The organism is Sphingobacterium corticibacterium (assembly GCF_004208525.1).
Classification (GTDB): domain Bacteria; phylum Bacteroidota; class Bacteroidia; order Sphingobacteriales; family Sphingobacteriaceae; genus Sphingobacterium; species Sphingobacterium corticibacterium.
The window spans coordinates 124686-138937 of record NZ_SGIT01000002.1; the positions used below are offsets into that span (position 1 = coordinate 124686).

Below are 14252 nucleotides of genomic sequence, written 5' to 3' on the forward strand. Positions count from 1 at the left end.
GATATTAATACCCATTAGTTTGTTCAACCAACGGTTCCAAACTTAATACTTGTTCCGAGATCGGGAAATATTCCAAGTGTTTCTGGTTAGCCCTTCCTTCTAAGGTAGGCACTAATTCAAATGCTTTATGGAAACGAACCAAATCCCACCAGCGTTTACCCTCAAACATCAATTCCAATAATCGTTCTTGCAGTATAGCTTGATCGTTCTGTACATTGCTGCCATTTACAAATTTATTGGCTTCATAAGCAGCCCCGTAGGCTCTTTGTCGCACCAAGTTCATTTCCGTGGAAGGATCTTGGCCCAATCCATTTTTCGCTTCCGCTTTCATCAACAATACATCCGCATAACGGTAGATCACAAAATCACTTGTGAAATAACGCACGCCAGAAATTAATGTTCCTCTGCCTTTTATGATTAAGGTCGGATAGAATCCAGGCGCTGGCATATCCAATACCGAAGCTGCTTTTCTTAAATCTCCATCTTTGAATTGATTCTTAGCCAAATCTGTTACCGTCCAAACCATACCACCTGAAGTTTGGCCAATGATCTCATTGGTCGTTGGATCTATCTCATTTGGCAACCGGGAAGAATATAGATTTGCGAAGTAATTATTCCCAATTTCAAATTCCTTATTCCCAATAGCCATTATCACTTCATTGTTATTCTTATTTCCATATTCGAATAGATCAGCATAGTTAGGTAACAAAGAAACATCTGCCTTAGCTACTTCATCACAAGCTGTAAGCGCTGTTTGGAAGTCAGCATTTCCACCACTTAACCGCTTGGCAGTCCATAAGTATACATCAGCCTTCAATGCCTGGACACCTGCTTTAGACCAGTAGTTTCTACTTTTGATAAAACTGTAGCTGGAAAACAGCGCATTCGCTTTTTCCAAATCATCTTTGATAAGCGTGAAAACTTGTTCTTGAGATGATCTGGCCTTTTGGATTACATCCGGTTCTGCACCTTCTACCGGTTCTGTACGGATAGGCACTTCTCCCCAGGTTTTTACCAGCACAAAGTAAAGGAATGCGCGGGAAACATATGCTTGTGCTAAAAGATCATTTTTGTTCGCCTCGTTAGCAAACGAAATATTCGGAACATACTTTAAAATCAAATTTGCATCATTGATAGCCGAATAAACAGCTTGCCAGGAAGGACCAGCAGAAACGCTACTCAACGTATTTAGGTAATAACGATCGTAATCCAGGGTTCCACTCACTTTCCCCCATTCCATCACCTCACTACGAGCCTCTCCCCAGATGAATAAATTTAAACTTGCCAGACTACGTTGCTTGACATATAAACTTGTTAACCCACCTCTTGCATCATCTTCCGTTTTCCAGAAGGATTCATTGGTGATCACACTCGTAGGATCTAATTCTAAAGATGTATTACACGCTGTTTGAAAAGAAAGTAAAGCTGCTAATAAACCTAATTTTATGATTGATTTTTTCATCATCTTGTTTGCTTTAAATGTATTCATTAAAATGCTGCTTTCAGTCCAACGGAGAAATTACGAGGGATAGGATAACGACCTTGATCGGTACCTCCATCCTCTGGATTCAGACCTGTATATGTTGTGAAATAGTACAGATTGCTACCTGTCACATTCACACGCACATTTTTTAGTTTAAAACGTTCTGTCCATGCGGAAGGAATTTGATAAGCTAAGGTCACTTCACGTAGGGTCAGGAAATCCCCTTTCTCGTAGAACTCAGAATTGGTGGAAGATAAGTGATAAGCACTCCCTCTCCAGTAACTGTAATTGGCTGTTCCAGGTATATATTGAGGGCGCTCAGCCATATCTCCGTCTTGCTTCCATCCCTTGTCAATCATTTCCTGAGGAATATTTAAGTTTGGAGCCCACAGCCCACTTAGGAAGATTTTCGCATAGTTATAGATCGTATGCCCTTTCGTGTAATCCATACGCGCATAAAGAGAGAAACCTTTATAGTTTACAGAAGTAGAAAAACCTCCTGTTACCGTTGGATAAGGATTTCCGAGATAGGCTAAATCACGCGTATCCAAAGTATCATTACGATCTAAATCCGCGTAATTCACATCGCCTCCATATTTGGTCTTGTCGGCAAAAGGCATGGTTAAATCCATTGGTGCATTTGCAGCTTCGGCATCGGTACGATAGATACCATCTTGTTGCCAACCATAGAAGTCCCCTATGCGGCCACCCTCTTGCAATCCACCTTTCCAGGCATAATCGTTTGAAGCATTATCCCAGACATACACACCACCTACACGGTTATTCAATACGCCGTTGTCAGGTAATCTCAAGATTTTGGTTTTGGTTGTTGAGATATTGAAACCAACATTCCAGCCTAATTCAGAAGTTCTTGGTAAGATATCTGCATTCAACTCCAATTCAATACCCTTATTTTGAAGGCTTCCCAAATTGGTTGAAATGCTAGAAAATCCGGTTGATGGAGGTAAGGTCAAGTTCGTAATCAGGTCGTCCGTTCTTCTATTGTAATAATCGAATAAGATGTTGAACCGATTATCCATAAAACCTACATCTAGCCCGAAATCTAACGTTTTGGATTGTTCCCATTTCAAGTTAGGGTTAGCCAAAACGGTGTTCTGTACAGCAGATTCGTCCAGATAACGGCTACCCACGGCATAAGATCCCTGCGCGTGGAAATCTGACAATCCTGAAATATTACCATTTACACCATAACTAGCCCTTAATTTTAAAGTCGATAAGTAAGGCTGGGCGTTGACAAAGAAATCTTCCTTATGCATATTCCATCCTACGGAAACTCCAGGGAAAAACCCCCAACGGTAGTTGGCACCTAGGTTAGATGCCCCATCATATCTTGCCGTTAAGGAAAGCAAGTATTTTTGCGCATAATTATAGTTTAAGCGAGAGAAATACCCTACCATAGCAAATATGGTTTCATTTCCATTTACGGAAACAGGTGTAGAAGATGCGTTCAAAGTAGGGATCAAATCCGTTGCTGCTCCTTGTCCGGATGCATTAAAGCCATATATATATCTTTGGAAGTAAGAGAAACCTCCCATAGCGTCGAAAGTATGGTTTCCATAGCTTTTTGTATAATTAGCAATTAGATCCGCTTGGGTCTGCATATTTTTATTGTAGGCAGATGATGCCGGTCGGGTTGTATTGACATTACCAACGCCATTCAAGTAAGCATGGGTAAACACATAATTATCACCCGTTACTTTGTACAGGGAAACCTGGGGTGAAACTGTTAATCCTTCAATTGGCTTCCAATCTGCAGAAAGTGCTAATGTTAAATTCTCCGTAGCCGCTTTATTGTCTCTTTTATTCAAATAATAAACCGGATTACCGGTGTTCCTAGCTTGTCCTGGAGCTAGCGTACCGTCTTCAAAAGTGTACTTGGCGGTTGGCGCTAGATTAGCTGCTCTAAAGAATAACTCCGAATCGCTATAAACAACATTATTGGTCGAATAACTGTACATCATCTTGCCATTCACCGTCAATTTATCGTTAACCTTTAAGTCCGAATTCAGGTTCGCTGAAATACGGTCATAGAAAGTTGTAATGGCGATACCATCGCTCTTCATGTAACCAATGCTCGCATTTACGGTAGCACGATCTGTACCGCCAGATACCGCCAGGTGGTGATCATGGGATAAACTATTTTGGAATAAGACATCCTGCCAATTGGTTTCTTGGAAGATAATCGTTTTACTGGGATCGGTCGGATCCTCCATCGATTGCCATCCCTCATTCAATTTATGCTTATTCGCATCCGTTAAATATTGTGTTGTAAAACCGGTATTATTGGTCAAGTCATTACCTGTACCAAAACCACTTGGTTGTGTTAACAGATTGATGGAACCCGGCACTTTACGCTCCGCTACCTGCGCACCGACTCGAGAGTAATAAATATAATCTCTAGCAGAAGCCACATCATACAATTTACCGACGTTAGAAGATGTCAAATTATACGAATATTCAACTTTAGTACGGTTCGCATCGCCAGATTTGGTGGTGATGATGACAACCCCGTTTGATCCTCTAGCGCCATAAATGGACGTGGAGGCGGCATCTTTCAATACTTGCATGGAAGCAATATCATCAGCATTGATATCGTTCATGTTGGAACGGATAACACCATCGATGATATACAAAGGACTAGCACCGTTCGGATTGTTAATGGATGTACCACCGCGAATAATTACCCGTGGTGCAGCACCCGGTTGCCCTGAGGTGCTTTGAACCCGAACCCCCGATACCGTTCCTTGTAAAGCTGATGCCGGATTGGCAAAAGAAACATTCTCCAACACCTTTTCATCCATTTTGGAAATAGCTGTTGTTAAAGTTTCTCTGGATTGCGTACCATAACCGACCACCAATACTTCCTCAATATTGGTATCATCATTTTCAAGGGAGATAGCTGCAAGTGTAGCACTAGATGCAGGCACTTCGATGGTTTTCTTTCCGATGGCGCTAATGACCAAAATACTTTGGTTCGAGTTTACCGCTAAGCTAAAGGTTCCATCTTCTCCGGTAGATGTTCCGTTTTGGGTTCCTTTCTCTGTAATCGTCACACTTGATACCGGGTTTTTATCCTGATCTACTACCTTCCCCGTAACCGTTGTTTGTGCATACGACAGGAAACTGGAACACACAAAAAATAATAGTAATGCTATCCGATTTAGATACATACTACAACTTATGTTATCCTCTTTATTGGACGATGATTTGCTTAATTTCAATTGTATATTTCTAATCATAATTGTAAGGGAGCTGATTATAAGTATTATTACATTACCAAATTTAGGCCTAAACCGCTCCTCAATTCTACTACTTTTATGTAGATTACCGATACAATATTTCAATTAAAAAAGCTCGATATCTTATTTTTATTGCTTCAGTTTAAATGTCGTGATCGTAGCCAACGAAATGATGGTTTCGTTGTCCTTGTCCATGTTGCTTTTAGCGATGGGCCTTCGTTTGTCCTGTATCCAAGATATGATTCTTGTTTGCAAGCGTGCTTCCACAATATGACCCGTTATCCTGTCTACAAACTGTTCTCTTTTGAACAATATTTTGCCGCCTCGTTCATTTAGATAATGATAATTAGACCCTCCTACACGCTGCGTTTCTTCCTTTGGGAGGAGGTCTTCTATTTTAATATCCCAATCCGAAAGCCAAGCCTCTCCGGACGACACAAGGTAACGATATGACTTTCCCATATGCACAGTGTCTTTTGCATAAAGAATATCAACATCTATGGTTTTCACACTAGGCAGATCGGTCGCACGTAAGGCTGGCACACGCACACTTTCTAGCGATTGCCAGCTGTCACCAGGTTGCAAACCATCAACAGGCAACAATGCGGAAATGATCGGCAAATCTGGCGACAACCATTGCGCATACCAGCCTTCGGCATGGACATCAGAAACTTTACCTTGCTTACTAATCATCATGGAAATAGATTGTTTTTTCCTATCCGAAGTCGGTTGATCAAACCATCTGAAATCCTGCACATCAATATCGGTATGAAAAGCATTTAAAACGGTATCGCTCTCTGCGGTTATTTTCAAATCCGCAGAAGCTTCGAAATAGGGCATGTCGGTGGTCGGTCTGGGCGAAAACATCCGGTATTTTGGATGGGCGATTTTGGATAGCGAATTTGCACCCGGAACGGCTTGTAGCCCCGTCACCGTAACTTCATAATGAAGCGACTTATCTCGTTCATAAACAGCTGGACGGATACCCCTGTCCGGCTTCATATATCGGAACAACTGCTGTAATATCTTTCCGTTGTCCGCCCACGGCCGGGATATGTTACCTGTCCAAGAACCGGCATCGCCGACCAATATTACCTTTCCTTTACCGGGGCGAACCATCACAATCCCCGCGCCGGACACAGACCGATCTGTATACGTACTGTCTGAATAAACATTCAATAAAACTTGTGGATTTTTTGCCTCCGGCAATATCTTAAGTGTACATCCCGCTCCATAATGAAATACCGGAACATCATAGAAATAGGGATGTCCCGATGGTATGACATTGTCCGAATAATGGGTATCGTCATTGTTCCATGCTAAACCAAACTTTCGTAGCAACTTTTTAACCTGGTTGGTTTCAAAAGATTCACTAAAACGATCCTCTACCATCGCATTCAACATCAGCATCAAACTTCCCCCCTCCTCCACGAACTTTTCTAACACAGAAATTTCTTGATCGCTGATCACTTTAGCGCCAGCTATTAATTCCGGGTTATCTGCCGCAAAAATTACCACGCCATCAAAACCTTTCAAAAGCTGCTCACTATATGGAGACCGGCTCATGGAAATCGAATACTCTTTGGAAAGGATAGTATAAGTATGGTCAAGTGTATTGGTATGCACAAAGTCATTCCAGCCATACCGGCCATCCGAATCCAACCAACTCCCTGTAACGATGTGATTACCCACTTTGGTCGAGGGCAAATTATGATGATAATAGTCGAAAAGAAGCTTTACATCCTTGTCATCATTATAATTGATGATTCCGGCCTGCTGTGCAAAAAGCCCCTGTAGGATCAAACTGACTAAAATTATACTTGCAAAAATTTTATACATAACTGTGGAGAGTGCTAAAGGTTTACATCTTTTTTACCGTAATCTCACGGGTTTTAATAGCTTTCCGGATATCGCCGGTAGATGTTTTATATTGAAAATCCGAATAAATCAGCAAAAACTTATCTTTTCCTGTCTGCAATAGCTCAGGATAGCCACAAGTTAGCGTATTTCCATCCACTCCTTCTAGCCAGGGCAACATTTCAAAGGGATCGGACCATTCCTCTCCTTCTTCATCCAACGCGATACGTATCTGTAAACCCGGCCTGCCAGAGGCCAACACTAAGGCTCCATTATCCAATTGTTTTAATTTGGGCAAGACTCCGGCTTTGGTAAAGGCAGTAGGTTTATTCCAACTTTTCCCTTGGTCAGTTGATCGGCTATAATACATCGGGCTACTACCCAAACCGTCGGTTGTCCGTATCACGGACAGATACGAACCATCCTGCAAGATCTCAAAAGCCGGCTCCGTCCATCCCAATGCATGCCTCTGTCCTCCTTTGGGATCTTTAATCGGATCATAGTGATAAGGGATACGCCCAATGAATGACCAACTTCTCCCGCCATCCTGCGATCGGTAAAAAGCGACGTCCGAAGACGGTACCGTTCCGTTTACAAATGTAAAGCCGGGATATACGCCTGCGACGATAGAACCATCTTTCTCTAGCTTCATATCACCCCACCACACGATCGGCAGTAAATCGTTGTCGGAATATCGAACCATATTCGGTTCGTTGATATCATTATGCTCCACTATCCATTCACTACGCTCCTTTGTTCGCCTCTGTATGTATACACCCTGCAGTTCCTTAGGTAGATCTTCCATTTTCCAAAACCTAAATGTACGTCCGTAAGCTTCCTTAACCGTAGCGATAGGCTCGGGTAGATGCAAGTCTTTCCTAGGCATAGCCGGTGGGGTATGAATATTGATATATTCACCATTCTTTAAGGCCAGTCCCCCTCCTATTGGCGGTTTATCCGCCTGCGTCCAGGTTTTGCCGTTGTCTTTTGAAACGGCGTATCCATGTCCTCCTTTTCCATAGCTTTCGGCATCATCATGTGCCATATTCCATCGGGCCACGATCTCCCCTTGATCGGACCAGTATAATCCGGGGAACTGAAAAAAGCCCCATTTATAGGGTTTATCAGCGACAGCGACTACGATAGGTTCGCCAAGATCTATTTTGAAACGGTTCTTTCCATCTTTCTGATAAACATATTCAGTTTTACCATACGCCGGGATCCCCTCCTTTAACGATGCCCCGTCAAAATCTATCCGATGATCCTGTACGTTGACAACGGCTTGTTGCGTACTACACCCCACCAATAAAAAGAACAACCCGTAAATAAATTTCACACTCATGTTTTTCTGTTTTCTGCTATAAACTATCTGTTCTATAAATCCTATCCTCGCTTGCCAATGCGAGTTTCATCTTTGCATATTGGCATAACGGTGTGGGCATTCTACAGCCTTTTCACCGTCACTTTCCTTACTTTAATTGCTTTACGTCTTTCACCTTCAGGCGTCCGGTGCCAGAAATCCGAATACACGACCAAAAAGCTATTGTCATCTACTTTCAGAAATCCGGTGTATCCACAGGTGAAGGTCTCGTTGGGCACCCAGGGCAGCATCTCAAAAGGTTCAGACCAGTCATCGGCATTGTTATTCAGCATGAAACGCAACTGTACACCGGGTCTGCCGGAGGCTAATGCCACGATCTCATTGTCCAGCTCCAGAAGTTTTGGCAATACACCGGCACCGGTAAATACTTTCGGTTTGGTCCAGCTTACTCCCTTATTTGTAGAGGTACTTACATACATGGGGCTTTCACCAAAGCCATCCTGTGTACGCAACACCGACAAAAACGTACCGTTCTTCAGTGCTGCAAATGCAGGCTCGGTCCATCCAAATGCTTTACGTTTATTGCCGTTAGGATCTAACATCAGATCAGGTTGATAAGGTATATTCCCTTGTTTAGTCCATGTTAACCCTAAATCCGTAGATTTATAAAAGGTCACGCCCGATGCGTCAATCCCTCCACCGGGCTTAGTTTCGTAAGTAGGGTATGTCCCTCTGTATATCCCATCAGACAATTCATGCATATCACCCCACCACACCACGGGAAAAAGATTGCCATCCGAATAGCGGGCTAGATTTGGATGTACCAAAGTACCCCGTTCGGCGACCCAAGCCGTTGTTCCACTCTTGATTCGGTGTTGATATGTACCTTGCACCTGCAAAGGCAGTTTATCGTATTCATAAATTCGAAAAAGGCGGTCATAGTTCGATCCGTCCTGGAAAGTGGCCAAGACAGGCGGAAGGTCAAGATCACCTACGGGAATGGCCGCAGGGGTGGAAACCGTAATACGATCTCCGTTACTTAACAATATTCCTCCACCCGTAGGAGCTCTTTCCACGCGTGTCCATGTCTCCCCTTCATCGCTAGATACCGCACTATTACCGCTCACTGCCTGGCCATAACTCTCGGCATTGTCGTGGCTCATGCTCCAGCTGACAGATATCTGCTGACCTGACAATGAGCGTCGTATACCGGGAAAATTGAAAAACCCCCAGGGTAATTCTCGGTCTGCCACAGCGACAATTACCGGCTTACCCAATTCTACCTCTAGCAGTTGGCGCCCGTTACGGATATATTTCACCACCTGCTCGTCGTAAGCAGGTATACCGGCTCTAATAGCCGCAATATTAGGACTTTTATTTTCTATCCATTCTAAGGTATCTTTTTCTGCTAGGGCAGATTCGCCTTTATCTCTAACCCGTAATTTTGTTGTATTTGCAGCTACGCCACCAATGTAAACATGTACATCCACCGTTGATCCGCTCGTTAATGAGGGTACCTTTACCGAAATAACATCCCTGCGAACTTCCAATACCTCCGCAGAAACATCACCAAACTTTACCTGTACATTTCCCGGGTTGTCTCCAAACCCCCTACCTTGCACCTGTACGGTGCTACCCGCTTCTGCCACATTGGGCAAAATAAGTTTGACAAACAGGCCATTTTCGTCAACCTTTACATCCGGATCTTCTGTTTTCTTTGCGCATGATGGCACGCCCAAAAGGACGAACATACATAGCAAGTTCCATAAAATAGTGTTCATATACGTACTTTTTATTTTACAATTTATTCTACGGTCGGCTGAAGTTATACAATATCCCTGTATGATTTCCCTTTATGTCGGGAACAGTCAGATCGGTACCGCTACCCTCCACCTGCCTCAGATCATACGCAGCGATTAGATTGGGGGTTTCCTCCGTAACATAGGTCTCCATATCCTCTTGAATTTCAGCGAAGCTCAAGGCTTTATTCCAGAAACGCAAATGCGCGATCTCACCAGTAAACGTCTGTCCAGGATTACCTGCCACCGATGCTTTATGCCCCCCGACAGCTAAATCAGCGATATTGGTAGTTGACAACACCGTAGCAGGGAGCGTTCTTGAACCTATGGACACACCATCCTTATACACGGACATTGCTTTGTTTGCGACATCATAAACTGCGGTAATATGCGTCCATATATTTACAGAAATAGAGGGAACATTTATGGCATAGGTAGCCCCCTGGTAGACCAAATCCGGATAAATATTTCCTGTGTTGCCTAAAAGTGCTAATCCATAACCTGTATTTCCATATTCTCCATAGTCAGCGACAGCGGTATAACGCTTTGCGAAAATCCGCTGTGTCGCGGCAATAGTGGGAGTTCGCACCCAACATGTAACCGTAATAGCCTCATTTCCGGCTATATCAAAATCAGCATGATGGGGAATACGCATATATTGGCCGCTAATAAATTCCAATCCCTCTACGACATAAGCTTCAGCAAATGGCAGTGTAGCATAGTCGGTATAAAACGTATCTATGGCGTTCTCTACAGGAACATACCCTGTTCGATACTCTAGATTGTCTTTAAACAAATTGAGATACACAATCGAGCGCTCTTCTATAGGCACCTCCCTTGTCCGGATATTGTCATCCGTTCCGTTATATCTGATTTCTATCTTGGCGGCGCCTTCGAATGCCTCCCGCCATAAGATATCCAGCTGATAAGCAGACTCCAAGTAGGATGCGCTCTCCGTCAATCTGTGGTTGAGGCTCGCCCGGTATCTTTCACCGTAAATACGAGCAGAAAGTTCTGCGGGCAAAGATTTGCTTTTTCCGTCAGCGGATTTGGCTACAAATTCGAAGGTCAGGAAATCTTCCGGCAGATCGGGGAGCATGATCTCGAGCTCCTGTCCGACAGTATTCTCCGGGATGGGAAAAACCAACGAGTCTGTTTTCGATCGCCAATAAACGGTTAGTGACCTTGCCTTAGGATCCTTATTCGTAAACAGGATTTTTGCGCGTTGGTTGCCCGGTAAAATAGTGATATCGTTTGTTCGGGACAGATAAATTGTTTCCCCTTGTTGCAGGTATTTATCATGCAGATCATTCATCTTATCACAGGATATAAACCCCATCAACAAGACCAGCCATACATATAGTTGATATTTAATTATACTTTTCATCTCTTAGTTTTTATTGAATTGATCCCCAAAGCGTCATTTCCATGACCTGTGTATACGTGGATCCGCCCCAGGTTTCCAGCACATACCACCGTATATAACGTACCGGGGGAACATCCAGCGGAAACGACCATTCTTCTCCATCCCGCCAACCATAATTTCTATCGTCGTCGTTAAGCTGTCCCAAGGGCAATCCCGACGGCTTGAAGGATTCGAACTCCGCTAATAAGGTCCAGGTTCCAAAATCTGCATTCACATTGGGATGATTGGATCCCCATATCTGAAACTTCTTTGGATGCGCAAAATTATACAACAGTGTCGCTTCCGGCCTGTTGTTGATGTTCATCCGGCTTAATTTGGCCACCTGCCCCATATCGAAGGTATTGTCATGTGTATAGCTGGCATAACCACCAGTACTAGGGTCGATTCTACCATTCCACAGACCTTCTATTCTCCAATCAGCACCTTCATATGCATTATAAGGTATTCCTGGTGGATTCCAGCGACGAAACTTCGATTTGTCCAATTGCTCTTCAAAGAGAGGGTTGGCATTTACGTAAAGTGTATCCGAAAAATTACTCCATCGATCCCGAAAATAGATTCCGAATAAACGTTCAGCGTCATTAAATCCTCTTACATTTGCCCGCCCTTGAGTAGAACCCGAATAAAAACGATCGGTTTCCGTCCACTCTTCCTCACCATACTCATTCGTCGTCGTCAGTACAGTCAGCACCACATCCGCTCCATCCGGGTTTTGCCACTCCACACGTATTCCACCAAAATCATCGGTAACAACCGCACTTTCTATGATATTAAATACCGATGCGTCCAACGGATGAATATCGACTTTTACAGGAGCAGACGGGTTATCGCTCTTGTCATAAGCAATCAGTTCCACCTCCTGTGCCGTCGACCTGCCAAAGCCTCCCAATGTGATACTTGTATTGAAACTCGATGATTTCTGTTCCTTCTCTTTACCATTAACTGTATATATGGCTTTGACGTATGAGAAGTCCTCATCCGTGGGCATCCGATAGCTGATGATACTTCCTCCGGGAATATTTTCTACCGAAACGCCTGATACCGATCCGGGCGGAATATTATCCATGGCATACTGACCGATATAATCTTCTCCACATCCCCAAATCAGGAGCACTAAGATCAGATAAATTATATTTTTCCTTTTCATAACTAAGTGATATTATATAGTTTTCATTTTTTATCGCCCTCTTATGCGTTTACGACAGATTTGCTACCAGCCTGGATTCTGCAACAGATTACTGTTTCGTAATACTTCATCCTGCATAATCGGCCATAGTATATCTCGTATAGTATATTGGCTTCGCGTATGCGTGACGACTTGATAAAGATCTTGTGGCGTTTCGCCCTGTACATTCCAGCCTTGCACAGGTTGATTCATATATTCAATTGCTTTTTTCCAGCGGCGCAAATCCCAAAGACGATGGCCTTCAAAAGACAACTCGATGAGACGCTCCTGCTGTATGATATCCCGCATACCCTCCTTTGTGGTCGGCTTCTGTGGAAATCTGGAAGATAATGTCCATGAATCTACAACTCCACGCAAGCCCGCTCGCTGCCGAACTAGATCGATATAATGGTATACATTAGCATCAGGTGCCGGCAAACTTTCATTCAACGCCTCCGCATACATCAAATACACGTCAGCTAACCGGATCAACGGGAAATCAAACCTTTTTGGAACGTAAGTATCTTTGCCTGTATAGACTGACAAATAATTAGATAATTTTTTAATATAATAAGCTGTGGGCGAATAACGTTGATTTCCGATCATCCCACCGGTCATTGATCCTTTTTTTATGTTCAATGGCCATTGTTCATTCTCGCTGTTACGTCCCACGCCAAACCACCACCCTCCGTCTACACCAAGCGCACCATAAAAACGTGGTTCCCGATGTAAATGTAACCCTACGGTGCGATAGCCTGGCTGTAGGTAATGATGTAGCTCTTCCGGTACAATCGTAAGTGCCATCCGGTCATCATAGGCATAATCTACATCCTCCTCGATAGGTACGCCATTTTCGGAGTAAAACAACTCCGCCATTTTCAGTGTGGGTATAAACCATTGGTACACGACATTCTCGTGGTCACTGTGCAGCCTGGGCATCGTAGCCAGCTCAAGCGCCCTACTGTCAAAATCCGATAAACCCCAAATACGTTCCTCATTAAATTTGTCCGCGACGATCTGCCCTACCTGAATAACTTTCAATGTTTCATCGCTTACATTGAAAGTCGTCTGATGCTGGTACAGCCTAATCCCGGCCTCATGTGCAATATCAATTGCTTCTTTGGCTGCCTCCGCCGCCAATGTCCATTTATTGGGGTCTTCGACGGTATTGAACAAGGCTATCCCACGCCCATCGATCATGCTGGCATAGTCCTGATTACCATTGAACAACGGACTCGCTGCGGTTACCAAAATCCGTGCCTTTATCGCTGCGGCTATCGGTCTGGTCATTCTTCCGGCATCGGCAACCATGTTGTCGACCTGCAAAGACAGGTTTGGAATGGCCTCATCCAGCAACTCCACGATATATCCCACCACTTCATCTATGGGTTCCCGGTACACCATGATTTCCTCTGTGGAAGCAGAAACCGGAAGGTTCTCCCTCGCGATAGGAATAGGGCCATACATTTGCATCAGGTAAAAATGATACCAAGCCTTTAATGTTTTCACTTCGGCAATCCATTGCTCCCGCTCAAAACTGTCCAGATCCCTTGCTTTGTGTACATTCTCTATAAATGTATTGCAATCCCGAATAGCTCGCCATAATGCGGATCCTCCTTCTACATTGTGCCAATAACTGAAGAGCGGTCTCGTGACATTATTGCCGTTGAGGGCCAGTTCACGAAATATTTGCCTCCTACCCGCATCGACAAACTGATGTATCCAAAGATCATCCCCCGCCACAAAACCCGGTTCATTCTGAGTACCCGTTCGCGGGATCTTATTGTAACAGTTTGCTAAAGCCCGCTGGGCACTGACACGATCTTTGAACACATGGTCCATCGTCGCAATATTATCCGGAACGACGTCCAAATAATTGGAACAGGCCGTTAATCCCCCTGCCATGATGATGCATAAAGCTATTTTTATAGATAATCTCAT

The 14252-nt window shown here is 43.8% G+C and carries 8 protein-coding genes; all 8 read right to left on the bottom strand.

Annotated features, from left to right (window positions below):
* Positions 1–4 precede the first annotated feature (4 nt).
* The 8 genes from EWE74_RS09215 to EWE74_RS09250 all read right to left on the bottom strand — a co-directional run bounded on the left by EWE74_RS09215 (position 5) and on the right by EWE74_RS09250 (position 14252).
* Positions 5–1465: a RagB/SusD family nutrient uptake outer membrane protein gene (locus EWE74_RS09215; RefSeq protein ID WP_239018609.1), complete on the bottom strand. Its 1461-nt coding sequence runs from the start codon at positions 1463–1465 to the stop codon at positions 5–7.
* Between the two features lie 23 nt (positions 1466–1488).
* Positions 1489–4743 carry a SusC/RagA family TonB-linked outer membrane protein gene (locus tag EWE74_RS09220; RefSeq protein ID WP_206365194.1) on the bottom strand — a complete coding sequence of 1085 codons (3255 nt, stop codon included), beginning with the start codon at positions 4741–4743 and terminating at the stop codon, positions 1489–1491.
* 129 nt (positions 4744–4872) lie between these two features.
* Complete coding sequence (locus tag EWE74_RS09225; RefSeq protein ID WP_130141275.1) at positions 4873–6582, bottom strand: hypothetical protein; 1710 nt, start codon at positions 6580–6582, stop codon at positions 4873–4875.
* A 22-nt stretch (positions 6583–6604) separates the two neighbouring features.
* Positions 6605–7942: a sialidase family protein gene (locus EWE74_RS09230; RefSeq protein ID WP_130141276.1), complete on the bottom strand. Its 1338-nt coding sequence runs from the start codon at positions 7940–7942 to the stop codon at positions 6605–6607.
* Between the two features lie 101 nt (positions 7943–8043).
* On the bottom strand, positions 8044–9702 hold the full coding sequence (locus EWE74_RS09235; RefSeq protein ID WP_130141277.1) for an IPT/TIG domain-containing protein: 1659 nt from the start codon (positions 9700–9702) through the stop codon (positions 8044–8046).
* Positions 9703–9730: 28 nt separating this feature from the next.
* Complete coding sequence (locus EWE74_RS09240; protein ID WP_130141278.1) at positions 9731–11107, bottom strand: DUF4998 domain-containing protein; 1377 nt, start codon at positions 11105–11107, stop codon at positions 9731–9733.
* Between the two features lie 10 nt (positions 11108–11117).
* The gene (locus EWE74_RS09245; RefSeq protein WP_130141279.1) at positions 11118–12293 is read right to left on the bottom strand and encodes a DUF5000 domain-containing lipoprotein; all 1176 of its coding nucleotides are present in this window, start codon (positions 12291–12293) and stop codon (positions 11118–11120) included.
* Between the two features lie 63 nt (positions 12294–12356).
* Positions 12357–14252 carry a RagB/SusD family nutrient uptake outer membrane protein gene (locus EWE74_RS09250; protein ID WP_165384680.1) on the bottom strand — a complete coding sequence of 632 codons (1896 nt, stop codon included), beginning with the start codon at positions 14250–14252 and terminating at the stop codon, positions 12357–12359.

What these genes read in the sequence shown, in the direction of transcription:
- EWE74_RS09215 (WP_239018609.1), bottom strand. Translation starts at nt 1,465, where the DNA reads ATGATGAAAAAATCAATCATAAAATTAGGTTTATTAGCAGCTTTACTT.
- EWE74_RS09220 (WP_206365194.1), bottom strand. Translation starts at nt 4,743, where the DNA reads ATGATTAGAAATATACAATTGAAATTAAGCAAATCATCGTCCAATAAA.
- EWE74_RS09225 (WP_130141275.1), bottom strand. Translation starts at nt 6,582, where the DNA reads ATGTATAAAATTTTTGCAAGTATAATTTTAGTCAGTTTGATCCTACAG.
- EWE74_RS09230 (WP_130141276.1), bottom strand. Translation starts at nt 7,942, where the DNA reads ATGAGTGTGAAATTTATTTACGGGTTGTTCTTTTTATTGGTGGGGTGT.
- EWE74_RS09235 (WP_130141277.1), bottom strand. Translation starts at nt 9,702, where the DNA reads ATGAACACTATTTTATGGAACTTGCTATGTATGTTCGTCCTTTTGGGC.
- EWE74_RS09240 (WP_130141278.1), bottom strand. Translation starts at nt 11,107, where the DNA reads ATGAAAAGTATAATTAAATATCAACTATATGTATGGCTGGTCTTGTTG.
- EWE74_RS09245 (WP_130141279.1), bottom strand. Translation starts at nt 12,293, where the DNA reads ATGAAAAGGAAAAATATAATTTATCTGATCTTAGTGCTCCTGATTTGG.
- EWE74_RS09250 (WP_165384680.1), bottom strand. Translation starts at nt 14,252, where the DNA reads ATGAGATTATCTATAAAAATAGCTTTATGCATCATCATGGCAGGGGGA.